The organism is Stenotrophomonas nitritireducens, from assembly GCF_001700965.1.
Lineage (GTDB): Bacteria > Pseudomonadota > Gammaproteobacteria > Xanthomonadales > Xanthomonadaceae > Stenotrophomonas > Stenotrophomonas nitritireducens_A.
The window spans coordinates 1,075,289-1,098,904 of sequence record NZ_CP016756.1 but is presented as its reverse complement, the minus strand read 5'-3'; the positions used below and the strand labels follow the sequence as shown (position 1 = coordinate 1,098,904).

Sequence of the window (23,616 nt, the reverse complement as noted above, 5' to 3'; positions counted from 1 at the left end):
TGCTGTTGGCGCGGCTGCCATCGGCATGCGAGACCCCGCGCATCCGATCCAGAGGGCACCCGCGCCATGACCAGGGAAGTGATCTATCTGCTGTTGATTTTCGCGTTGCTGGTGATCCCGCGCGCGCTGCAGCGCTTCAGCATTCCCGCGCCACTGACCTGCCTGGTGTTCGGCATCGGCGCGATGCTGTGGCTGGGCGATGGCTCGCACGACCCGGTGGTCAACCTGCTCGCCACCTTGGGCATTTCCTCGCTGTTCCTGTTTGCCGGCCTGGAAGTGGACATGGCCGACCTGCGCAAGGGCATGTGGCCGTTGCTGACCCACCTGCTGATCCGCAGCGCTACCCTCACCGGTGTGGCCTGGTTGGCCTGGCACTACACCGGCATGCCGTGGCAGGCAGCGGCCTTGCTGGCCTTGGCACTGCTGACGCCGTCCACCGGTTTCATCATGGATTCGCTGTCCCAGCTCGGGCTCGATGATGCCGAGCGCTTCTGGGTAAGCAGCAAGGCCATTGCCGGCGAGCTGTTGGCACTGGCGGCGCTGTTCGTGGTGTTGCAGGCCGGCGACCCGGTGCACATGGCGCTGTCGAGCCTGACGCTGGTGGCGATGATGGTGGGCCTGCCGCTGTTGTTCATTGGACTGGGCCGCTGGGTGGCACCGCACGCGCCCGGCTCGGAGTTCTCGTTGCTGGTGATGGTGGGCATGCTGGCCGCCTATATCACCTATGCGCTGGGGGTCTATTACCTGGTCGGCGCGTTCATTGCCGGCCTGGTGGCACGCTTGCTGCAGCAGCGCATGCCCTTGCTGGCCTCGCATGAAAACCTGCATGCGCTGCGTCTGTTCGCCTCGTTCTTCGTGCCGTTCTACTTCTTCAACGCAGGCACCAAGGTGCCGGCCGAAGCCTTGAGTTTTGAAGCGCTGGGCTTGGGCCTGTTGATCACCCTGGTAGTGCTGCCGCTGCGCATCGCGGTGATCTGGCTGCAACGCCGCCTGCTGTTCGGCGAGAGCTTCCGCACCAGCCTGCGGGTGGCCTTGGCGCTGTCGCCGACCTTGATCTTCACCCTGGTGCTGGCGGCGATCATGCGCGAACGCTTTGCGATCTCGCCGGTGCTGTTCGGCGCACTGTTGCTGTATGCGGCCTTGACCACGCTGCTGCCGTCGCTGGTGTTCCGCCGGCCGCTGGACGTTGACCCGCTGAGCAACGAAACGACGCCGCCCACCGATCCTGCGGTCGTAAGAGATGAAGATGCCGCCGAGGCTCCAGCGCCGGCGTCATCCTCCGTGTCAGGCTCTTACGTACCGCCGCGCTGAGCGGCGCTTATCATCCCCGAACCGGCACGGCCTTGTTGACAAGTGGGTGCGCGGCAAAGGGGATGCAGGTGGATAGAGAAAACTGGCAGCAGGTGCGCGCGCTGTTCGACGCGGTATGTGAGATGGAGCCGTCGCAATGGCCCATCGAGCTCGCGCGCCTGAGCGCCGATTCGACAATCATTGCCGAAACCCTGGAACTGCTGCAGGCGCAGACCTGCGACCTTGGCCGGGCGCGCGAACCCATGGCGCAGCTGTTTGCCGCCGCAGTCCCGTCGGAACTGGGCGAAGGCGATCGCATCGGCCCATGGCGCCTGTGCGAACGGCTGGCCAGTGGCGGCATGGGCATCGTGTTCCGTGCCGAGCGCGCCGACGGCCTGTATGCGCAGGAGGTAGCCATCAAGTTCCTGCAGGGCATGCCCAGCGCGCGCGTTGCCGAGCGCCTGGCCGCCGAGCGGCGCATCCTGGCCGGCCTTCAGCACCCCAACATCGCGCGCCTGTACGACGGGGGCACCACGCCGGCAGGGCACCCCTACCTGGTGATGGAATACGTGCGCGGCGAGCCGCTGGATGTGTACTGCGCACGCCGGCAGCTGGATCTTCGCCAGCGCCTGCAGCTGTTCCTGCAGGTATGCAGCGCGGTGCAGGCTGCACATGCGCGGCTGGTGCTGCATTGTGACCTGAAGCCCTCCAACATCCTGGTCCGTGAGGGTGGCGAACCGGTGCTGCTGGACTTCGGCGTATCGCGCTTGCTGGGTGACGCGTCCAGCGAATCGCAGGCGCAGTTCTTCACCCCGGCCTATGCCGCACCGGAGCTGCAATCGGGGCAACCGGCAGGTGTGAGCAGTGACGTTTTCAGTCTGGCCGCGGTATTGAGCGAGCTGCTGGCCGGCAAGGGCGGCCGGCGCGGTGCGGACGCGGGCGGCGTGGCGGTGGCCGCGCCCAGTGGCACGGCGCAGGCCGATTGCCGTTGGATGCGGGCGCTGCACGGGGATCTGGACGCCATCGTGGTGCGCGCCGGTGCCTTGCCGCCGGAGCAGCGTTATCCGTCGGTGGAAGCGCTGGCAGCTGATGTGCAGCGTTACTTGCAGCATCGTCCGGTGCAGGCGCGCAACGGCGGACGCGGCTACCGCGCGGGGCGTTGGTTGCGGCGCAACTGGAAGGGCGCCGGATTGCTGCTGCTGGTCTTGCTGCTGGCGGCCTGGTTTGTGTGGCGGCTGGCTGCCGAGCGTGCCGCCGCCGAGCGCGAAGCGAAAATCGCCGCGCAGGTCAGTGGCTTTCTGGTGGAAATGTTCCAGGCAGCCGACCCGCGCGAGAAAGGCGTGCGCGGTGGCGAGGACATCAGTGCCCGCGAGGTGCTGGACCGTGCTGCCGCGCGGATAGACGAGGACCTGGACGCCTCGGCGGACGTGCAGGCGCGTCTGAAGGGCGTGATTGGCCTGGCTTATCGCAATACCGGCGATCTGCGTCGCGCCAACCCGATGATGCTGCAGGCGGCCGAAGCGCTGGCGGCGGCAGGTGGCGCCAACAACCTGGACGAAGCCGCGCGGCTGTTCAACCTGCTCGCAGGCAGTTATGCCAACAACCGCAACGGCGTGGCAGGCGTTGCCATGGCGCGGCGCGCGCTGGCGTTGCTGGGCAAGCAGCCAGCGGACAGCTTCCGCGTCGCCCAGTCCTACAATTCGCTGGGCCTGGCCTTGCTGTCGGAGCAGCGCTACGACGATGCCGAAGCGGCGTTCAAGAATGCGCTGCAGCGCCACCAGGCCGGCAAGCGCGAGCAGTACATCGGGGTAACCCTGGACAACCTCGGCATGATGTACCGGCGCAAAGGCGATCTGGTCGCCTCGGCGGCAGCGTTCGATCAATCCACGCCGATGTTCCTGCGCACCCTGGGCGAGATGTCCTACGACTACTGGACCAGCAACACCGAGCGCACGTTGATGCTGATGGACCGCGGTGATCTGGACCAGGCCATCGCCGCGTTCGAGGCAAACCTGGCACGTGCGCCGAAGATCTTCGGGCCACGCAGCATCTACGTGGTCAGCGAGAACAACCGGCTGGCGCTGGCGCTGATACGCAAGGGCGACTACGCCCGCGCGCGGCCGTATGTTGAAACTGCGCTGCGCCTGTCGGCGGAAGTGCTGGGCAAGGACAGCTACAACTATTCGGTGGTCACCGAAACCGCCGCGCAGCTGGCGCAGGTGCAGGGCGATCTGGCCGCTGCCGAAACCGGTTATCGGCAGGCGCTGGCAATACGCGCCGCGGCCATTGGCAGGGACCACCCGGACAGCCTGGATCTGGAACTGCAGCTGGGCCTGCTGCTGGCTGCCCAAGGCAAGGACGCAGGCGATGCCCTGGTGCAGCGGGCGCATGCGTTGTGGTTGCCGCGAATCCCTGCCAGCAGTGCCAACGGCATACGCCTGCAGCAGGGCTGGGCCGAATGGTTGCTGGGCAAACGGCGGCTGGTCGAAGCCGAGCAGGCGTTGGCTGCACTGGAGCCGCTGCTAGAACACAGCCCCTACGCCAAGGTGCAGCAACAGGTGCTGCGTGCACGCCTGGCCGAAGCGCACGGCAATCGCAGCGCAGCGGTGCAGCAGTGGCAGCGCGCGGTTGCGGCGGCGGAGCCGTTGTTTGGCACGCAATCGGCAGTGACCGTGCAATGGCGCGGCGCCCTGCAGGCGGCAGAAAACAATGCACAGACAAGCGGCGCGTTGCCTTGAGCTGACGGGTAGGCGAGGATCGGGGCATGAAAATCCCACCTTCCTCTGCGTTTCTCTGCGTCCTGGCCTTGGCCGGAGGCGTCGCTTCAGTTGCTCCGGTGATGGCTGCCGGCACCGCTGCGGCGCCCACGCCGGCCAACGAGCCTGCCGATCAATTTCTCGCCGGGCTGGCGCAGTACTGCGGCCAGGCCTTCGCCGGGCGCATCATCGCCAACCAGCCGCAGTCCAGTGCGCCGGACCCGTTCGACGGCAAAACCCTGGTGATGCATGTGCGTGGCTGCGACAGCCCGCAACAGGAACTGCGGGTGCCTTTCCATGTCGGCGATGACCATTCGCGGACCTGGGTGATCAGCCGTACCGACACCGGCCTGCGCTTGAAGCACGACCACCGCCATGCCGACGGCAGCCCGGATGCGGTGACGATGTATGGCGGTGACACCGCGCAGGCCGGCAGCGCCGGGCGGCAGGAGTTTCCGGTCGATGCGGCCTCCGTGGCGATGTTCAGCGCGCAGGGCATGACTGCCTCGCTGCGCAATACCTGGGCGATGGAGCTGGTTCCCGGCCAGCGTTTTGTCTATGAACTGGCGCGGCCGGACGGGCGCTTGTTCCAGGTGGAGTTCGACCTGAGCACCCCGGTGCAACTGCCGCCGGCACCGTGGGGCAGTGAAGCCTGAAAGATGGAGGGCGCCGTTGCCGGCGCCCTCTGGTCTGCTTGAGTCGGCAGCTCAGCGGCCGCTGAAACGCGCGCGGCAGCCACCGTTTACCCAGATGCTGTTGCCGTTGTAACCCCAGTTGCGGCCTTCCACGCAGCGCGTATCGGACAGCTGCTGGGTGATCACCGGGCGGCCCTGACGGCGATCCCAGGCGCAGGTGTTGGGCCGGTTGCTGCTGCTGGCGCATTCGACCAGGTAGTTGTTGTTGCCGCCGTTGTTCCAGCCGCTGCCGCCACCGCGGCCTTCGCCGAACTCGCCACGGCAACCGCCGTTGACCCAGACCGTACCGTTGCCGCTGCCCCAGTTGCGGCCTTCCACGCAGCGCGTATCGGAGATCTGGCGCACCAGCACCGCACTGCGCCAGCCGGTGTTGCAGACCACCTGGCGGTTGCTGTTGCTGTCACAGCGGATGGTGCCGTTGCCGTTGCCGTTGCCATTACCCGGCCCGCCGCCCCAGCCGCCACGGCCTTCGGCAAACTCGGCGCGGCAGCCGCCGCTGACCCAGACGCTGCCGTTGTTGCTGCCCCAGTTGCGGCCTTCGGTGCAGCGCGTATCGGACACCTGGCGTACCAGTACGGCACTGCGCCAGCCGGTGTTGCAGACCTGCTGGCGGTTGCCGTTGCTGTCACAGCGGATGGTGCGGTTGCCATTGCCATTGCCATTCCAGCCGCCATGGCCGTTGCCACCCCAGTTGCCGCGGGCTTCGGCGAACTCGGCGCGGCAGCCGCCGCTGACCCAGACGCTGCCGTTGTTGCTGCCCCAGTTGCGGCCTTCGGTACAGCGCGTATCGGAGACCTGGCGCACCAGCACGGCGCTGCGCCAGCCGGTATTGCAGACCTGCTGGCGGTTGCTGTTGCTGTCACAGCGGATGGTGCCGTTCTGGCTGCCCGGGTAGCCGGCTTGGGCGGCGGCGGGGGCAGGGGTCATGGCCAGACCCAGCAAGGCTGCCAGGCCGGCGAGCAGGAGAGAGTGGTTCATGGCGGCTTCCCTGTTCAGGTTTGGTGGCCGAACTATAGGGCGAATCTCACTTAAGGCGGCGTGACTGAGCGGCAGATTTGCTCCAACCCCCGCTGAGCGCCAAAATACGGGGCTACCCGGCACCGTTTCGTGCCGGGCCCCTGCGGAGCTTTCCATGCGTACCCATTTCTGCGGCCTGGTCGACGAGACCCTGATCGGCCAATCCGTGACCCTCGCCGGCTGGACCGACGTTGCCCGCAACCTCGGCGGCGTCTGTTTCATCGATCTGCGTGATCACGAAGGCATCGTCCAGGTCACGGTCGAGCCGGACAACGCGGAGGTGTTCGCCGTCGCCGCCAGCCTCGGTTACGAGGACGTGCTGCAGGTCGAGGGCGTGGTGCGCGCGCGTCATGCGGTGAACGACAAGATCCGCAGCGGCAAGGTGGAAGTGATCGCCACCCGCATCACCATCCTCAACAAGGCCGCGCCGCTGCCGTTCCATGCGCACGAGAACCCGGGCGAAGAAACCCGCCTGAAGTACCGTTACCTGGACCTGCGTCGCCCGGAAATGCAGCGCATGCAGCGCACCCGCATCAAGCTGGTGCAGGCGCTGCGCCGCCATCTGGACGAGCGTGGCTTCCAGGACATCGAAACCCCGATCCTGACCAAGGCCACCCCGGAAGGCGCCCGCGACTTCCTGGTGCCGGCGCGCATGCACCCGGGCGAGTTCTACGCCCTGCCGCAGAGCCCGCAGCTGTTCAAGCAGATCCTGATGGTGGCCGGCTTCGACCGTTACTACCAGGTGGCCCGCTGCTTCCGCGATGAAGCCCTGCGCGCCGACCGCCAGCTGGAGTTCACCCAGCTGGACATGGAATTCGCCTTCGTCCGCGAGCGCGACATCCAGGATTTCGTCGAAAACATGATCCGCGCCATTTTCAAGGAAGTGGTGGACGTGCAGTTGGCGACCGAGTTCCCGCGCATGACCTGGGCCGAAGCGATGCGTCGTTTTGGTTCGGACAAGCCGGACCTGCGCATCGCGCTGGAGCTGGTGGACGTGGCCGAGCTGGTCAAGGCCAGCGAGTTCCCGGTGTTCACGGCCGCTGCCAATGATGCCGATGGCCGCGTGGCCGCGCTGCGCATCCCCGGCGGCGCCACCCTCAGCCGCAAGCAGATCGACGAATACGCCGCCCATGCCGCCAAGTACGGCGCCAAGGGTCTGGCTTACATCAAGATCGCCGAGAACGGCGAGGTCAGCTCGCCGATCCAGAAGTTCTTCGCCGAAGATGCCTTCGCCGCGCTGCTCAAGCACGTTGGTGCCGGCAATGGCGACATCGTGTTCTTCGGTGCCGGCGGCTACAACAAGGTTTCCGACTTCATGGGCGCGCTGCGCCTGAAGGCCGGCAAGGACTTCGGCCTGGTTGCCGATACCTGGGCGCCGCTGTGGGTCACCGACTTCCCGATGTTCGAGTGGGACGAGGAAGAGCAGCGCTACGTCGCCCTGCATCATCCCTTCACCGCGCCGGCGGTGGATGACGTGGCCGAGCTGCGCGCGCACGCCAAGACCGCGGTATCGCGTGGTTACGACATGGTGCTCAACGGCAACGAGATCGGTGGCGGTTCCATCCGTATCCACCGCCCGGAAATGCAGAGCGCGGTGTTCGAGCTGCTCGGCATCGGTGCCGAAGAAGCCCGCGCCAAGTTCGGCTTCCTGCTGGATGCGCTGAACTTCGGCGCCCCGCCGCACGGCGGCATCGCCTTCGGTATCGACCGCATCGCCGCGCTGATGGCCGGCACCGAGTCCATCCGTGACGTGATCCCGTTCCCGAAGACCACCGGCGCGCAGTGCCTGATGACCGACGCCCCGTCGCCGATCGCCGATGCGCAGCTGGCAGAACTCCACGTGCAGGTTCGGCCCAAGAGCCAGTAACCAGTGGATAGGAACCAGGAACCAGAGAGGGCGTGAGGCCTTCTTTTGGTTCCTGGTTTTTCAGTCCGGAACAGTGTTCCGGCGTCCGGCTCGCCGCTACGTTGCTGGTTCCTCAACTCTGGTTCCTGGCCTTATGACTATCCGCCGCGCCACCGCTGACGACGCCGCGCTGCTGTGCGCGCTGGCCGAACGTACCTTCGTGGAGACGTTCGGCCATCTGTATCCGCCTGAAGACCTGGCCGGCTACCTGGCCACGGCGTATCCAGTGGCGTTGCAGCGGCAGCAGCTGCAGTCCGGTGACTATGCGGCGTGGCTGTTGGAAGTGCAGGGCGAGGCGATGGGGTTTGCCTTTGCCGGCCCCTGCGGGCTGCCGCATCCGGAGGCGACCGCAGCCGATGGTGAATTGAAGCGCCTGTATGTGTTGCGCGCGCATCAAGGCGGCGGCCGTGGCAGCCAGCTGTTCGACGCGGCACTGCACTGGCTGCAGTCGCCGGGGCGCACGTTGTGGATCGGCGTGTGGTCGGAGAACTTCGGCGCGCAGCGCTTCTATGCCCGCCATGGTTTCGACAAGGCCGGCGAGTACGAATTTCCGGTTGGAAATACCCGCGACAAGGAGTTCATCCTGCGTCGCGCGGCTGATTGAGTGCGTTGCGCCGTCCCGGTGCCCGCCGGTGTGATGGTTTCCTGCTGACACGCCGCCCCCGCGCCGCAGCGGGGCGACGCCAGGTTGTGCGCGCATATGCCAAAGTGTGCGCTGCGTCGCTGAGGGTCCGCGCTGCCTGCCGCGTCTAGATCTGGAAAGGAGCCGCGGTGCGATGGTGCACGCAAGCCGGATTCCTGCAGGGCGGACCTGGCAACGCGGCTATATCGATGCGCTGCAGGTGCGGATTTTCCAGTGAGTGCAGCGGACGGCCAGGCGGTTGATGAACGCGGCCGCCGGCAAGGAAGTACGCATGAAAAAACGTTTTGACCAGGGACAGGTAATCGAATTCCTGCGTGAAGTGGATGCCGCGGTAAGCCTGCGCGCGCTGTGCAGGCAGCATGGTTTCAATGCCGCCGCGCAGGCCTTGCTGCAGCGTACCTGCGGTGCCATACGATCCCCGCGGTTACGCAGGCTGCACCGGCTGGAGGATGAAAACCGGCGGCTCAGGGCGCTGTTGGCGGCACAGCTGCAGGAGCGTGAGCGGATCAAACAGGCATTGCGTCAGGCGTTCTGAGTCGCCGCGGGTGGCAACGGACAGGTGCAGGCTGATGCAACCCGCCTCAGCGGCGCAGTTCGGTTTCGCCGGCGGCGTTGGCATGCGCCGAGATGCCATGCAGCGCTCCCAACGCTTCAATGAAGCCGGTGCTGTCATTGCTGCGGAAAACCCCGGAGACGCGCAGGTCGCCCAGCGCCGCGTCACTCACCCGCAGCGGCGTGCCGCCATAGCGGTTGAATTCCTCCACCGCCGCGCGCAACGGCAGGTCGGTGAATACCAGTTGGCCCTGCAGCCATGCCGGCGCCGTGCCGCCCTGGAACGACTGCAGCTGCAGCCGCTGCCCAGCCGCCATATGCGCGCGCTGGCCCGGAAGCAGAGTGGCCAGCGCGGCGCTGTTGTCATCGGCCGCGGCCGGGCGCAGCTGTACCTTGCCTTCGAACAGGGTGACATCGAGCGCGTCGGCGCGGCGGTAGACCTCGAACTGGGTGCCGACGGCGCGCACGCTGCCCTGCGCGGTCTCCACGGTCAGTGGACGCGCGCTGTCGCGTGCCACCTTGAAGAAGGCGCGGCCCTGCTCAAGGGTGATGCGGCGCTGCTGGCTGCTGTAGCGCACCCGTACGCGGGTGCCGGTGTCCAGCTCCAGCTGGGTGCCGTCCTCCAAGGTGATGCTGCGTTGTTCGCCGACCGCACTGGCGTAGTTCTGCTCCGCTGGCGGTGCAGGCACAAGCAGCCGCCAGCCGATGACCACGGCGGTCATTGCTGCCGCGCACGCTGCCAGCCAGCGCAGCCGGCGTGGCCTGTGTTGGCGCGTGGCATTGGCCGGTGGCGCGGCTGCCGGAATTGCCGCAAGCCGCTGGCTGATTTCCGGCGCTGCGGCAAAATCGCTGAGCATCAGCTAGGTGCGTTCGACCCGTTCAAAAGCCAGCCGGTGCGACGGATCCGCTGCCAGCCAAGCCTCATGCGCTGCCAGGTCGGCCTCGCTCAGCTCGTCGCCATGCAGGCGCGCGAACCTGGCAGCCGCTTCGGTGCGGACCGGATCGGCGTCTTCAACAACACGCAATGGGTTCGGTTTCATGGTTGCTCCAGCCGCGTGCCGAAGTGGAGCAGGGCACGCATCATTTGTTTTTCGACGGCGCTGACGCTGATGCCAAGCTGGCTGGCAATTGCGCGATAGGTCAGGCCTTCATAGCGGTGCAGCAGGAACACCTGCTGGCAACGCGGCGGCAGATCATCCAATACCTTGAGGAAGTTCCGCAGGCGTTCGCGGTCCTGGTAGACGCGCTCGCCACTCACCGTTTCGGTGGGCCAGTCCTCGGTTGTCTCGTCCAGGGGCACATGCTGGCCTGTGTGACGGGTACGGTCGCGCCGGTAGCGGTCGCGCAGCAGGTTGCCAGCGATAGTCATCAGATAGGCTTCGACATTGTTGACCCTGTCGGCCTGGGGATCCCGCATCATCCGCACCAGGGTTTCCTGGGTGAGATCTTCCGCGTCTTCAACCGAGCCCAGATGATTCCTGAAGTAACGCATCAAGCGTGGGCGGTACTGCTGGGCCATGGTGCCCGTGTCCCGGACGGTATCGGGAGGCGGCTGGACGGGCGGCAGGGCAGCGGTCATTGGCGGGCGTTGACAGTCTGAATCGGCACGCGCAGCTTGGGCTAGTGCCAGCGATTCTGCCAGATGAGGTGTTTCGCTGTTGCTGCGTCTGTACACAGGGCCTGGCAGTGCCATGCCAGCCGGTTTGCTACTGGGAGAGGGATGATCGCCGCTGCGCAGGGCCTGGGAAGATCGAGGTACAGCAGGTGCGACGGACTGCCCCTGGCGCTGCTGTGCCTGTTGTTGTTCTGCGTCCCGGCATGGGCACAGACGCCGGCGCCGCTGCAGGCCTACAGGATGCCGCAGCAGCCACTGGAACAGGCACTGGCCGAGCTGGCGTCGCTATCGGGCGTGCAGATCCTGATGGCCCCGCAGATGCTGCGCGACAAGACCGCGCCGGCCTTGGACGGGCGTTACAGCACCGCCCAGGCCTTGCAGCGGCTGCTTGCCGGCAGCGGGCTGAGTTACCGGCTGACCGACAGTGGCGTGGTTACCATCGTCGCCGCGCCGCGCCCGGCGCCGGCCCCTGCCGCCACCAGCCAGGCGCCGCCGCCGCTGCTGGCGCAGGTAGCCACCTCGTTGACCCCGCTGCAGGTCACCGGTTCGCGCATCCGCCGTAGTGAATTCGAAGGTGCTGCACCGCTGACGGTCATTACTGCCGAGCAGATGGAACGTGACGGTAGGTTCTCGCTGGCCGAGGTGTTGGCCGTCAATGGCCAGAGTGTGTACGGCGCCGAGTCGCAGAGCGGCGGCGGTCGCTTTTCCGCCAACGCCCAGCCGGTGAACCTGCGCGGCCTGGGCGCAGGACGCGCCTTGATCCTGGTCGATGGCCGGCGTGTGCCGGACTATCCGTTCCCTTCCAATGGCCGCAGCAATTTCCAGAGCCTGGGCAGCATTCCGCTGGCCGGTGTGGACAGGGTGGAAATAATGACCGGCGGGGCATCGGCGGTGTACGGCGCCGATGCGATCGCCGGCGTGATCAACATCGTGCTCAAGCAGCCAGCCGACGGTCAGCAGGTGAAGCTGCGCACCGGCACCAGCACCGAAGGCGGCGCCGACCGGTTTGATCTGCAATGGTCGGGCGGTTTCAGCGGCCAGGATTGGCGCGCGGACTACGTGCTGCAGTATGCGCAGAGCGAACTGCTGCGCGGCTACCAGCGCGGCATCCAGTTGCCGGCGCAACCCACTGCCCGGGCACAGCCCGCGCTCGGCTTGGGCATGCAGGCGCCGGGTGGCGCGCTGCTGCCGCTGCCGGCCGGCGTGTGCGAGCGTTGGGCCCCGGCCTTCGTTGACTGGAACTACGCTGCGGCCAGCGGCCAGCCGCAGGGCCCGGGCTGCGGCAGCTGGAGCACGCCCGGCTATGCCTCACTCAGCGACGGGGTGCGGGAGGTCTCCGCGCGCCTGCGCGCAGAACGCGACCTGCCCGCCGGCATGCAGATGTGGGCGGCGGTGCAGCTGTGGCACGCGCGTAGTGAAACGGCGGCCGTGCCGGAGACCATCACCGGGCCGCACAATGCCCGCACCGGCAGGGTCAACGAGGTCCAGGACCCGCTTCTGGGACGGGTGTCGCCACTGCGCTTGCTGACCCCGCAGGAGATGGGCGGCCTGGCGGCAATGAATGACCGTTATGCCGAACGGATGGCCGATCTGGCGGTGGGCGTGCGCGGGAATTTCGGCCAGGCAATGGAATGGAGTTTTATCGCCGGCCATTCGGACTACCAGGTGCAGCGCGATTTGCGCCGCTTGCTGGGGGCACAGGTCAATGCATTCTTCTTCGGCCCGGCGCAGGGCTTCACTGCCGACGGCGTGCCCATCCAGCCGCTCAACCTGGACCACTGGTACCGCCCGATCACGCCGCAGGAATTCCGGGCACTGTCCACCGACGTGCATTACCGCGCACGCAGCCAGGTGGATACCGCCAGTTACGTGCTGACCGGTGACGTTGCCGAATTGCCCGGCGGGAAATTGGGTGTGGCGCTGGTGCTGGAGGCCGGTAGACAGCGCTATGCGCTGCGCAACCGGCCATCGGTGTTGCCCTTGCAGCTGGAGCTTTACGATCTGGCAGGCAGCGTCGGCGCAGGCGTCCGCAACCGGTATGCGTTTGGTGGTGAGGCGCGCATCCCGTTGGCGGCTGCGCTCAAGGCCAGTGTTGCTGCCCGTCTGGACCATTACGACGACCGTGCATCCCGCGGTGTTGCACCCACTTGGAGCACTGGCCTGGAGTGGCGGCCGACGGCCGGGCTGCTGCTGCGCGCCAGCCACGCCACCAGCTTCAAGGTCCCGGACATGCACTGGGCGCATACCGACGGTGGCGGCAGCTTTGGCACGGCGGTGGATGTACTGCGCTGCATGCAGGCCGGGGCAAACCCCGAGTGCGGTGCGTATGCCTCCCATTTCCTGACCCGGACCATGCGAAACCCCGAGCTGAAGGCCGAATCCGGGGTGTCCAGCACGCTGGGTGTGGTCTGGGACGCGGCCGAAGCGCTGTCGATGAGCCTGGACTACTGGGATGTGCGCAGCAACCGGGGCATTGGTCGCATCGCGCCAGGCCTGCTGCTGCGCGACGAGGCCGAATGTACCACCGGGCTGAAGCTGGACGGTACGCCCACGGCGGCCGACCTGCGCGCATGGGAATGCCGCAAGGCGCGTGCACGCGTGGTGCGCAGCGGAGAACAGCGCACCGGCCGGGTGGTCATGGTCGAATCGATGGCGGCCAACCAGTCCGATGAACGCGTGCGCGGCATCGATGCGGTGCTGGATGCGCGCATGCATACCGCCATCGGTCAGTTCGCCGCGCACACCGCATGGTCACGCCTGCTGCATGCCAGCCGGCGTGTGCGCGCACCGGACACGCTGTATCCGCAGTGGCGGCCGGTGCCGTGGCAATCCGGCGAAAACCGGGCTTTCCGCAGCAACTTCAGCAGTAGTCTGGGGTGGCAGGGCGAGAGCGGCTGGTCGGCCAACCTGTTTGGCATCCGCTATGGCAGCCTGCCGCGGGTAGACGGCAAGGGGCGGCTGCCGCCGCTGTGGCTGTGGAATGCGAATATCGGCCGGCGCATCAGCGAGCAGGCGGCGGTGACCTTGTTCATCACCAATATGTTCAACACGCCGCCGCCACGCGACAGCAGCAATACCGAGTTCCCGTACTTCCATGACGATATCTACAGCGCGGTGGGGCGGCAGGTGGCGCTGCAGCTGGATTACAACTTCGACTGAAGACGCGGCGCCGGCCCGTTGTGGTGGGCCGGGCCGATGACGGAAACTGCGCGCATGCCCCAGCAGAACTCCCCGCGTCCCCGTGTGCTGATCCTGCACGGCATCTGGAATACCCGTTCGTGGTTGTTGCCGCTGGCGTGGCGGCTGCGTACCCAGGGTTTCGTGGTGGACACGTTCGGCTATGCCAGCGTGTTCGGTGGCCCGGAGGTGGCCGTGCCGCAGCTGGTGCAACGGTTGCAGCAGCTGGGGCCGGTGTCGCTGGTCGGGCACAGCCTGGGCGGGCTGGTGGCCCTGGAGGCGCTGCGCCATTCGCCGGCGCTGCAGGTGCCGCGCGTGGTCTGCCTGGGTTCGCCGCTGTGTGGCAGTGGCACCGCCCGCTCCATGGCCGAGCACGGCTGGTCGGCGGCGCTGGGTCGCAGTGGCGAGCTGCTGCTGCACGGCCTGCCGGACTGGCAGGGCCAGGCCGAAGTAGGGCTGATCGCCGGTTCCGTGGCGCATGGCCTGGGGGCGATGATGGGCGCGCTGGACGGCGAATCCGATGGCACCGTGGGCCTGGCCGAAACCCGCCTGCCGGGGCTGGCCGACCATTGCGTGGTGCCGGTCAGCCATAGTGGGCTGGTGCTGTCGCCGGAGGTGGCCACGCTGACCGCCGGCTTCCTGCGCCAGGGCCGCTTTCCACAGGTTGCGGCCGTCAGCGGGCAATGACGGGGCGGTGGCGGGGGATCAGGTAGAATTACCGTCCTGTTCCTGACAGATGTACGGTATTCCCATGGGTCGAGGTCCTTCCATCGAAGGTCGCAAAAACGCGAATGACGCGAAGCGCGGCAAGATTTTCACGAAGATCATCCGGGAGATCAGCGTTGCTGCCCGCGGTGGTGGAGGCGACCCAAACAACAACCCGCGTCTGCGCGTGGCGATGGACAAGGGCCTGAGCGCGAACATGACCAAGGATGTCATCGAGCGCGCGATCAAGAAGGCCACCGGTGAGCTGGAAGGCGTCGAATACGAGGAAGTGCGCTACGAGGGCTACGCCCCGGGCGGCATTGCCGTGATCGTCGACTGCCTGACCGACAACCGCGTGCGTACCGTGGCCGATGTGCGCCATGCCTTCAGCAAGTGCGGCGGCAACATGGGCACCGAAGGCTCGGTGTCGTTCATGTTCAAGCGCCTCGGCGTGCTGAGCTTTGCCCCCGGCGCGGATGAGGAAGCCATCACCGAGGCGGCGATCGAGGCCGGTGCCGACGACATCGTGGTCTATCCGGAAGATGGTTCCATCGACGTCATCACCGCCCCGGATGCCTTCCAGTCGGTGAAGGATGCGATGGCGGCGGCCAAGCTGGTGCCGGATCACAGCGAAATCACCTTCCGTGCCGACAATGACGTTGCCGTCGATGCCGACACCGCGGTGCAGGTAAAGAAGCTGCTGGACATGCTCGAGGACCTGGACGACGTGCAGGACGTGTATTCCAACGTCGACCAGGCAGGCCTGGAGCGGGTCTGACGACCCGCCCGGTCCCACCGGGTGAGACGGCGTCCGGCCATGCTGGGCGCCGTTTTTTACTGCTGGAGACTTCATGACCCGCATCCTTGGCATAGACCCCGGCTCACAGCGCACTGGCGTCGGCATCATCGACATCGACGCCAACGGACGTGCCCGTCACGTCCATCACGCGCCGCTGGTGTTGCTGGGGGCGGCCGACTTCCCGCAGCGGTTGCGCTTGCTGGCGCATGGCCTGCACGCCCTGATCGAGGAATTCCAGCCGCAGGAAGTGGCGATCGAACGGGTGTTCATGGCCAAGAATGCCGATTCGGCCCTGAAGCTGGGGCAGGCACGTGGCGCGGCGGTGTGTGCGGTGGTGATGCGCGACCTGCCGGTCAGCGAATACGCCGCCACCGAGATCAAGCTGGCCGTGGTTGGCCGCGGCGGCGCGGAGAAGCAGCAGGTGCAGCACATGGTGGGGTTGATGTTGAACCTGCAGGGCAAATTACAGGCTGACGCCGCCGATGCACTGGCGGTGGCCATCACGCATGCACATGTCCGCGCCACGGCCAACCGGCTGGGGGTGGATGTGCGCCAGGCTTGGAGTCGCAAATGAGGTTTTTCGAATGATCGGTCGTCTGCGCGGCATCCTCGCCCACAAGGCACCCCCGTGGCTGGTGATCGATGTCAATGGCGTGGGCTATGAGCTGGAAGCGCCGATGAGCACCTTCTACGACCTGCCCGATGTGGGCCGCGAGGTGATCCTGTTCACCCATTACGCGCAGAAGGAGGACAGCGTCTCGCTGTATGGCTTCCTGCGCGAGGGCGAGCGGCGGCTGTTCCGCGATGTGCAGAAGGTGTCCGGCATCGGCGCCAAGATCGCGCTGGCGGTGCTGTCCGGTGCCAGCGTCGATGAGTTCGCACGGCTGATCCAGACCGGCGATGTCACCGCGCTGACCCGCATCCCCGGTATAGGCAAGAAGACCGCCGAGCGTATGGTGGTGGAACTGCGTGACCGCGCGGCCAATTTCACCGGTGGCGGCGCGCCCATTGCCGGCCAGCTGGGCACCGATGCGGTGTCCGAGGCGACAGTGGCGTTGCAGCAACTGGGCTATAAGCCGGCGGAGGCCGCCAAGATGGCGCGCGATGCCGGTGCCGAGGGCGATGATGTCGCCACGGTCATCCGTAAAGCGCTGCAAGCGGCGCTGCGTTAACCCTTTCGGCAGCATGACGCCAACCTGAGATCGCCATGTCCCACGCTTCTTCCACTCCTGAATCTTCCACCCACGGCCATGGCCACGGTCACGGCGGTGCCGCCGGCGGTATGGCGCTGGTCGTCGGTGCCATCGGCGTGGTGTTCGGTGACATCGGCACCAGCCCGCTGTACACCTTGAAGGAAGCGTTCTCGCCGCATTACGGGCTCAACAGCGACCATGACACCGTGCTGGGCGTGCTGTCGCTGGCGTTCTGGGCCTTGAACATGGTGGTCACGCTCAAGTACGTGACCATCATCATGCGCGCCGACAACGACGGCGAGGGCGGCATCATGGCCTTGATGGCGCTGGCCCAGCGCACGCTGCGCAATGGGTCGCGCTCGGCCTATGTGGTGGGCATCCTCGGCATCTTCGGCGCCTCACTGTTCTTCGGCGACGGCGTGATCACCCCGGCCATCTCGGTGCTGGGCGCGGTCGAGGGCCTGGAAGTGGCTGCGCCGGGCCTGGGCCACTTCGTGGTGCCGATCACCCTGGTGGTATTGGCTGCGGTATTCGCCGCGCAGCGCTTTGGCACCGAGAAGGTGGGCAAGGTGTTCGGCCCGGTGATGACCATCTGGTTCCTGTCACTGGCTGCGATCGGCATCTGGAACGTCATCGCCGCACCGGAAGTGCTCAAGGCCTTCAATCCGATGTGGGCAGCGCGGTTCTTCATGGAACACGGCTGGCACGGCATCTTCATCCTCGGCGCGGTGGTGCTGGCGGTGACCGGTGGCGAGGCGCTGTATGCGGACATGGGCCACTTCGGTGCGCCGCCGATCCGCCATGCCTGGTACTTCTTCGTGCTGCCGTGCCTGGTGCTGAACTACCTGGGCCAGGGCGCGCTGGTGCTGCAGCGCCCGGACGCAGTGGCCAATCCGTTCTTCGAGGCGGTGCCGGAGTGGGCGCTGATCCCGATGATCCTGCTGGCAACGATGGCGGCGGTGATCGCCAGCCAGTCGGTGATCACCGGCGCGTTTTCGGTGTCGCGCCAGGCCATGCAGCTGGGTTACATCCCGCGCATGCGCATTCTGCATACCTCGCACGACACCATCGGCCAGATCTATATTCCTGGCATCAACTGGGGCCTGGCGGTGATGGTGTTCGGGCTGGTGCTGGCGTTCCGCAGCTCCAGCAACCTGGCCGTGGCCTACGGTATTTCCGTATCGGGCACGATGCTGATCGATACCCTGTTGCTGGCGCTGGTGGCGCGGGTGCTGTGGCCGCGTGCGCGCCACGCGATCGTCGCCTTGTGCGTGGTGTTCCTGTTCATCGACCTGGGCTTCGTGATCGCCAACGGCGCCAAGCTGCTGCAGGGCGCCTGGTTCCCGCTGGTGCTTGGGCTGGTGCTGTTCACGATGATGCGCACCTGGCGGCGTGGCCGCGAGCTGCTGCGTGACGAGATCCGCAAGGACGGTATCCGCCTGGACACGTTTTTGCCCGGTTTGATGCTGGCACCGCCGGTGCGGGTGCCGGGCACGGCCGTGTTCCTGACCGCTGACCCGACCGTGGTCCCGCATGCGCTGATGCACAACCTCAAGCACAACAAGGTGCTGCACGAGCGCAACGTGTTCCTGCACGTGGAAACCCTGCCGATGCCATATGCGGCCGATGGCCAGCGCCTGCGCATCGATTCGGTCGGCGATGAGTTCTACCGTGTCTATGTGCGCTACGGCTTCATGGAGACGCCGGACATCCCGCTGGCGCTGATGCGTTCGTGCGACCACGGCGGCATCTATTTCGACCCGATGGACACCACTTTCTTCGCCAGCCGCGAGACCATCGTGGCCAGCGCGAACCGTGGCATGCCGATCTGGCGCGACAAACTGTTCGCCTTCATGCATCGCAACGCGGCGCCAGCCACCGGTTTCTTCCGGATTCCGGGCAACCGGCTTGTCGAGCTGGGTGCGCAGGTTGAAATCTGATCCCATGCGCCGTGCTTGGCGCATAATTGCGAAATGACTGACGACCGCATCATCGGCGCCGGCGCCACCCGTGAGGATGACGCCGCCGACGCCAGCATCCGCCCGCGCAGCCTTGCCGATTACCTCGGCCAGGCGCCGGTGCGCGAGCAGATGGATATCTACATCCAGGCCGCCAAGGCACGCCACGAGGCGCTGGATCATGTGCTGATCTTCGGCCCGCCCGGGCTGGGCAAGACCACGCTCAGCCATGTCATCGCCAACGAGCTGGGGGTTGCGCTGCGCGTCACCTCCGGCCCGGTGATCGAAAAAGCCGGTGATCTGGCCGCGCTGCTGACCAATCTGCAGCCGCATGATGTGTTGTTCATCGACGAAATCCACCGCCTCTCGCCCGTGGTCGAGGAAGTGCTGTACCCGGCGATGGAGGATTTCCAGATCGACATCATGATCGGCGACGGCCCGGCCGCGCGTTCGATCAAGCTCGACCTGCCACCGTTCACCCTGATCGGCGCCACCACCCGCGCCGGCCTGCTGACCGCGCCGCTGCGCGACCGTTTCGGCATCGTGCAGCGGTTGGAGTTCTATTCGGCCGATGAACTGACCCGCATCGTGCGGCGTTCGGCGGCCATCCTCGGCATCGATTGCAGTGCCGAGGGTGCCGGCGAGATCGCGCGGCGTTCGCGCGGCACGCCGCGTATCGCCAACCGACTGCTGCGGCGCGTGCGCGATTACGCGCAGGTCAAGGCGGCCGGGCATATCGACCAGGACGTGGCGCAGGCCGCCATGCAGATGCTCAAGGTCGATCCGGAAGGCTTCGACGAGCTGGACCGGCGCATGCTGCGCACCTTGGTGGAATATTTCGACGGCGGCCCGGTCGGGGTCGAGTCGATGGCCGCGGCGCTTTCCGAGGAGCGCGGCACCCTGGAAGACGTGGTCGAGCCCTTCCTGATCCAGCAGGGCTTCCTGGTGCGCACCGCACGCGGGCGCATGGCCACCAACAAGGCCTACCGCCATCTTGGCCTCAAACCCAAGGCCACACCGGCGCCGGTGGACCTGTTTGCGGAGCAGCGCGATGACGAATGAGTCTCGGTTCAGTTGGCCGACACGCATTTACTGGGAAGATACCGACGCTGGCGGCGTGGTGTACCACGCCCGCTACGTGGCCTTCATGGAGAGGGCACGAACCGAATGGATGCGGGCCCTGGGTTACGGACAGGCGTCCCTGCGCGAAGGCGATGGGCAGATGTTCGTGGTCCGGGCGATGACGCTGGATTTCTTCAAGCCGGCCAAGCTCGACGATGTACTGACCACCACGGTGGAACTGGTGCAATGCCGGCGGGCCAGCTTGTTGATGGCGCAGGCGGTGCTGCGCGATGACCAGGTACTGGTCAGCGCGCAGGTCCGGCTTGCCGCCGTCGGGGCCGCGGATTTCCGTCCGCAACCCATCGATGACACGCTGTACGCAGTGCTTAAACCCCTTCAAACACAACACGCTTAAGCAACACTGAGGAAGATCGGATGATCGCTTTGCTTCTGGCCCTGCAGGCCACCGTGACCGAGGCCCTGCCGGCCGATGTCAGCGCCGCAGCCGCGCAGACCCTGGCGCAGGCCAGCCATGGCGGCGGCATCAATTACCTGGACCTGATGATCAAGGCCAGTATCCCGGTCAAGCTGATCGTGCTGCTGCTGTTGGCCGGCTCGTTCATCAGCTGGGTGATCATTTTCCGCAAGGCGCGGGTGTTCAAGGCCGCCGACAACGAGGCCAGCGATTTTGAGAACCGTTTCTGGTCCGGTGCCGACCTGGGCAAGCTGTACGCCTCGGCCACCGACCGCAACCGCCAGGTGGATGGCCTGGAAGCCATCTTCGAGGCCGGTTTCCGCGAATATTCGCGCCTGCAGGGCCGTCGCGCCTTTGATGGCCGCACCCAGCTGGAAGGCGCGCAGCGTGCCATGCGCACCACCTATGCGCGCGAAGTGGACGGGCTGGAGCGCAACCTGGAACTGTTGGCCAATATCGGCTCCACCGCCCCGTACGTGGGTCTGGTCGGTACCGTGTTCGGCATCATGGTGACCATGCACGACATGATCAGCAGCGGCGAGCAGGCCGGTATCGCCTCGGTGGCGCCGGGTATTTCCGAAGCGCTGTTCGCTACCGCGATTGGTTTGTTCGTGGCGATTCCGGCGGTATGGGCCTACAACCGCTTCACCACCCGCGTCGAGCGGCTGTCGGTGCGCTATGAAACCTTCGCCGAGGAGTTCAGCTCCATCCTGCAGCGCCAGCAGAGCGGCAGTGACGAGTAAGTGCACCAGCGCCTTCCTCTGACCGCAGGAGCCAACCCATGACCGCCGCCATTCCCCGCCGCAAGCGCCGTAAGCTCAAGTCCGAGATCAACGTCGTGCCGTATATCGACGTGATGCTCGTGCTGCTGATCATCTTCATGGTGACCGCGCCGCTGCTGACCCTCAGTTTTGAAGTCGACCTGCCCAGTTCCACCGCCAAGGCGCTGGAGAGCAAGCAGGACCCGATCGTGGTCTCGGTGCGCGCCGATGGCCAGATGAGCCTGAAACTGCCCGAAGCCAAGGATCCGCAGGCAATGGACGCCGCTGCGCTGCAGGCGCAGCTGGGCGCGCTGGCCTCGCAGGACAAGGAGCTGCGGGTGATCGTGGCCGCCGACAAGAGCGTGGCCTATGAAAAGGTCATGGACGCCATGGACGTGATCAAGGCCGCGAAGATCGAAAAGGTGGGTCTGGCGACCGATGCACGCTGACGCACTGCCACCGCCGCACGACAACCGCAACGAGTGGGGCCTGCCGGTCGTACTGGCCCTGCTGGTGCACCTGTTGGTGGCGGCTATCTTCATTTTTGCCTGGCTGTGGTCGCCCTCGCGCAATACCGAGGCTGCCGCTGGTGATCCGGCGCTGGAAGCCAACATGCAGTTGTCCGCCGCCGAAGCCTCGGCCGCCCGCCAGGCCCTGCGGGCCTCGGAAAAGCTGCCGGACCTGCCCGAGCCTCCGCCGGAAGACGTGCAGCCCGATCCGGTGCCGGAAGACACCGTGCCGCCGCCGCAGCCCATCCCCGAGCCCAAGCCGCAGGATGCGCCCACCCCGCAGCAGCACAATGCCCAAGAACGCATTGCCCAACCGGACACTGTGGACCAGGAGCGTGTCAGCGCGCTGGCCATCTCGCAGGAAAAGGCCAAGCAGGAACAGGAAGCCAAACGCCGCCAGGAACAGATCGACCTGACCGAGCGCAAGCGGGTGGAAGAGGCCGAGCAGAAGCTGCGCCTGGCCAAGCAGCAGGAAGAGGCCGACCGCAAGAAGCTCGCCGACCAGCAGCGCCAGGCCAACGAGAACCAGGCCGAGCAGGAGCGCCAGCAGAAGATCGCCGAGATCCGCCGCAAGCGCGAGCAGGCCGAGCGTGAGGCCAAGCTGGCCGAGCAGCGCCTGCGCCAGGTGGCCGATGCCCGCGCCCGCGCACAGGCCACCTCGACCAGCAGTGGCAGCAGTGGGCCGAGCACGCCATCGCCGGGGCAGGGTGGTATCAGCAACGACCTGACCGCCAAATACGCCGCCGCGATCCAGCAGGCCGTTGTTGCCCAGTGGAACCGGCCGGACAACGTCGCCAATGGCACCCGCTGCAGGATCCTGATCAAGCAGCTGCCGGGGGGCGAAGTGATGAGTGCCGAGGTGCAGCCGGGTTGCGCGATGGATGCCGCCGCGCAGGATTCGATCGAGCGTGCCGTGCTCCGGGCCCAGCCGCTTCCGTTCCGCGGCTACGAAACTGTGTTCCGGCGTGAACTGATGTTTACCTTCACTGCCCAGAACTGAGTGTTGGGTGCTCTCCCGGGCATCCAACTGGTTTCATTGGAAATCTAATATTCGGACGGATGGCAGGCAGATTTCACATGGCTTTCGTTCACGATTGCGAAAATGTTCATCTGTCTGCTGCTATCCCTCTTTCATCTTCACTCGTACTGCTGAGCGCCTCATGAAGAATTTGTCACGCTGGCTGGTCGCCCTCACTGTTCTGTTGCTGCCGTTCGCGGCCGCGGCACAGCAGGGGGCGTTGGAAATTGAAATCACCGGTGGCAACGCATCGGCCACGCCGATCGCCGTTGTGCCGATGGCCTACCAAGGCTCGGCCGGTGCCCCGCAGACCGACGTCGCCGCCGTGGTGCGTGCCGACCTGGACCGTTCCGGCCAGTTCCGCAACCTGCCTGAAGCGCAGATCGTCGAGCGCCCCAGCCGTGGCAGCGAGGTGCAGTACCCCACCTGGCGCGCGCTCAAACAGGACTATCTGGTGGTGGGCCGGGTGCAGGACGCCGGTGCCGGCGCCTACCGCGTGGAATACGAGCTGTTCGACGTGGCCAAGGGTGAGCGCATGCTCGGCCTGGCAATGACCGCCCGTTCCAGCGCCATGCGTGACGTCGCCCACCAGATGGCCGATGCCATCTATGAAAAGATCACCGGCGTACGCGGCGCATTCTGGACCCGCATTGCGTACATCACCGCCAGCGGCAGTGGCGCCAACATGCGTTATGCGCTGATGGTGGCCGATTCCGATGGCTACAGCCCGCAGACCATCGTGCGCTCGGCCGAGCCGCTGCTGTCGCCGAGCTGGAGCCCGGACGGCCGCAAGCTGGCCTATGTCAGCTTCGAGCGCGGCAACTCCTCCATCTATGTGCAGGACATCGCCACCGGTGGCCGTGAGCTGTTGACCAGCTTCCGCGGCATCAACAGCGCGCCCTCGTTCTCGCCCGACGGCCGCCGCCTGGCGCTGGCCCTGTCGCGCAGCGGCAACCCGGAAATCTACGTGATGGACCTGGGCAGCAAGCAGCTGACCCAGCTGACCAACCATTTCGGCATCGACACCGAGCCGACCTGGTCGGCCGATGGCAGCTCGGTCTACTTCACCTCCGACCGTGGCGGCCGCCCGCAGATCTATCAGGTATCTTCCAGCGGTGGCAGCGCCAGCCGGGTGACCTTCCAGGGCAATTACAACGCCAAGGCCAGCGTATCCTTCGACGGCAAGAAGATCGCCGTTGCCCAGGGTGCCGGCAGCAGCTACAAGATCGCGATGATGGACAGCAGCCTGGGTTCGGCGCGCTGGAGCACGCTGTCGCCCGGTTCGCTGGACGAATCGCCGAGTTTTGCGCCCAATGCGAGCATGGTGCTGTACGCCGCTCGTGAAGGTGGGCGTGGTGTGTTGTATGAAGTGTCCGCTGACGGCCGGGTGCGCCAGCGTCTGGTCCTGGCCGATGGCGACGTGCGCGAACCGGCATGGGGTCCGTACCGCACTGCGCGTTGATAAAATGTTAATCTCTGCACGCA

At 66.3% G+C, this 23,616-nt stretch carries 22 protein-coding genes; 18 read left to right on the top strand and 4 right to left on the bottom strand.

What is annotated here, in order from left to right:
* The first annotated feature begins 66 nt into the window (after positions 1-66).
* The 3 genes from BCV67_RS04740 (at position 67) to BCV67_RS04730 (ending at position 4,702) form a co-directional block, all read left to right on the top strand.
* Positions 67-1,311 carry a cation:proton antiporter gene (locus BCV67_RS04740; RefSeq protein WP_062166692.1) on the top strand — a complete coding sequence of 415 codons (1,245 nt, stop codon included), beginning with the start codon at positions 67-69 and terminating at the stop codon, positions 1,309-1,311.
* 68 nt (positions 1,312-1,379) lie between these two features.
* Complete coding sequence (locus BCV67_RS04735) at positions 1,380-4,028, top strand: serine/threonine-protein kinase (protein WP_172837724.1); 2,649 nt, start codon at positions 1,380-1,382, stop codon at positions 4,026-4,028.
* A 101-nt stretch (positions 4,029-4,129) separates the two neighbouring features.
* Entirely contained in the window at positions 4,130-4,702 is a 573-nt protein-coding gene (locus BCV67_RS04730; protein WP_082746498.1) for a hypothetical protein, read from the top strand.
* A gap of 51 nt (positions 4,703-4,753) precedes the next feature.
* Here the strand turns inward: BCV67_RS04730 and BCV67_RS04725 are convergent, their stop codons facing one another.
* Positions 4,754-5,668: a DUF3011 domain-containing protein gene (locus BCV67_RS04725; protein ID WP_428999510.1), complete on the bottom strand. Its 915-nt coding sequence runs from the start codon at positions 5,666-5,668 to the stop codon at positions 4,754-4,756.
* Positions 5,669-5,873: 205 nt separating this feature from the next.
* Here BCV67_RS04725 and aspS point away from each other — a divergent pair, with 205 nt between their 5' ends.
* From aspS to BCV67_RS04710, 3 genes are all read left to right on the top strand, one after another.
* Positions 5,874-7,625 (top strand): aspartate--tRNA ligase, encoded by a 1,752-nt coding sequence (gene aspS, locus BCV67_RS04720; protein ID WP_062166688.1) that lies wholly within the window; start codon positions 5,874-5,876, stop codon positions 7,623-7,625.
* 133 nt (positions 7,626-7,758) lie between these two features.
* Complete coding sequence (locus BCV67_RS04715) at positions 7,759-8,268, top strand: GNAT family N-acetyltransferase (RefSeq protein ID WP_062166687.1); 510 nt, start codon at positions 7,759-7,761, stop codon at positions 8,266-8,268.
* Positions 8,269-8,578: 310 nt separating this feature from the next.
* Complete coding sequence (locus BCV67_RS04710) at positions 8,579-8,842, top strand: transposase (protein ID WP_065868201.1); 264 nt, start codon at positions 8,579-8,581, stop codon at positions 8,840-8,842.
* Between the two features lie 46 nt (positions 8,843-8,888).
* Here the strand turns inward: BCV67_RS04710 and BCV67_RS04705 are convergent, their stop codons facing one another.
* From BCV67_RS04705 to BCV67_RS04695, 3 genes are read right to left on the bottom strand one after another with little or no spacing between them, the layout of a single operon-like run.
* Positions 8,889-9,716 carry a FecR family protein gene (locus BCV67_RS04705; RefSeq protein ID WP_065868046.1) on the bottom strand — a complete coding sequence of 276 codons (828 nt, stop codon included), beginning with the start codon at positions 9,714-9,716 and terminating at the stop codon, positions 8,889-8,891.
* 3 nt (positions 9,717-9,719) lie between these two features.
* Positions 9,720-9,899: a FecR/PupR family sigma factor regulator gene (locus tag BCV67_RS04700; protein WP_065868045.1), complete on the bottom strand. Its 180-nt coding sequence runs from the start codon at positions 9,897-9,899 to the stop codon at positions 9,720-9,722.
* The gene (locus BCV67_RS04695; protein WP_062166683.1) at positions 9,896-10,438 is read right to left on the bottom strand and encodes an RNA polymerase sigma factor; all 543 of its coding nucleotides are present in this window, start codon (positions 10,436-10,438) and stop codon (positions 9,896-9,898) included. The genes BCV67_RS04700 and BCV67_RS04695 overlap by 4 nt, the downstream gene beginning before the upstream one ends.
* Before the next feature lie 219 nt (positions 10,439-10,657).
* Between BCV67_RS04695 and BCV67_RS04690 the strand changes: the two genes are divergently transcribed.
* From BCV67_RS04690 to tolB, 12 genes are all read left to right on the top strand, one after another.
* Positions 10,658-13,633, top strand: a complete 2,976-nt coding sequence (locus BCV67_RS04690) for a TonB-dependent receptor (protein WP_172837723.1) — start codon at positions 10,658-10,660, stop codon at positions 13,631-13,633.
* Between the two features lie 54 nt (positions 13,634-13,687).
* Positions 13,688-14,338, top strand: a complete 651-nt coding sequence (locus tag BCV67_RS04685; RefSeq protein ID WP_062171417.1) for an esterase/lipase family protein — start codon at positions 13,688-13,690, stop codon at positions 14,336-14,338.
* A 64-nt stretch (positions 14,339-14,402) separates the two neighbouring features.
* Positions 14,403-15,134: a YebC/PmpR family DNA-binding transcriptional regulator gene (locus BCV67_RS04680; protein ID WP_062166681.1), complete on the top strand. Its 732-nt coding sequence runs from the start codon at positions 14,403-14,405 to the stop codon at positions 15,132-15,134.
* Between the two features lie 73 nt (positions 15,135-15,207).
* On the top strand, positions 15,208-15,729 hold the full coding sequence (gene ruvC / locus BCV67_RS04675; protein WP_057628792.1) for a crossover junction endodeoxyribonuclease RuvC: 522 nt from the start codon (positions 15,208-15,210) through the stop codon (positions 15,727-15,729).
* A 10-nt stretch (positions 15,730-15,739) separates the two neighbouring features.
* Positions 15,740-16,327, top strand: a complete 588-nt coding sequence (ruvA, locus tag BCV67_RS04670) for a Holliday junction branch migration protein RuvA (protein WP_057628793.1) — start codon at positions 15,740-15,742, stop codon at positions 16,325-16,327.
* 35 nt (positions 16,328-16,362) lie between these two features.
* The gene (locus tag BCV67_RS04665; RefSeq protein ID WP_062166680.1) at positions 16,363-18,288 is read left to right on the top strand and encodes a potassium transporter Kup; all 1,926 of its coding nucleotides are present in this window, start codon (positions 16,363-16,365) and stop codon (positions 18,286-18,288) included.
* A gap of 33 nt (positions 18,289-18,321) precedes the next feature.
* Entirely contained in the window at positions 18,322-19,368 is a 1,047-nt protein-coding gene (ruvB, locus tag BCV67_RS04660; RefSeq protein WP_062166679.1) for a Holliday junction branch migration DNA helicase RuvB, read from the top strand.
* Positions 19,358-19,783 carry a tol-pal system-associated acyl-CoA thioesterase gene (ybgC, locus tag BCV67_RS04655; RefSeq protein ID WP_062166678.1) on the top strand — a complete coding sequence of 142 codons (426 nt, stop codon included), beginning with the start codon at positions 19,358-19,360 and terminating at the stop codon, positions 19,781-19,783. The genes ruvB and ybgC overlap by 11 nt, the downstream gene beginning before the upstream one ends.
* A 20-nt stretch (positions 19,784-19,803) precedes the next feature.
* A complete protein-coding gene (tolQ, locus tag BCV67_RS04650) occupies positions 19,804-20,586 on the top strand; it encodes a protein TolQ (protein WP_062166677.1) in 783 nt (260 codons plus the stop codon).
* A 38-nt stretch (positions 20,587-20,624) separates the two neighbouring features.
* A complete protein-coding gene (gene tolR, locus BCV67_RS04645; protein WP_057628798.1) occupies positions 20,625-21,053 on the top strand; it encodes a protein TolR in 429 nt (142 codons plus the stop codon).
* Positions 21,043-22,113, top strand: a complete 1,071-nt coding sequence (tolA, locus tag BCV67_RS04640; protein WP_065868044.1) for a cell envelope integrity protein TolA — start codon at positions 21,043-21,045, stop codon at positions 22,111-22,113. The genes tolR and tolA overlap by 11 nt, the downstream gene beginning before the upstream one ends.
* Positions 22,114-22,273: 160 nt before the next feature.
* On the top strand, positions 22,274-23,593 hold the full coding sequence (tolB, locus tag BCV67_RS04635; RefSeq protein ID WP_062166676.1) for a Tol-Pal system beta propeller repeat protein TolB: 1,320 nt from the start codon (positions 22,274-22,276) through the stop codon (positions 23,591-23,593).
* The last annotated feature ends 23 nt before the right edge of the window (positions 23,594-23,616 follow it).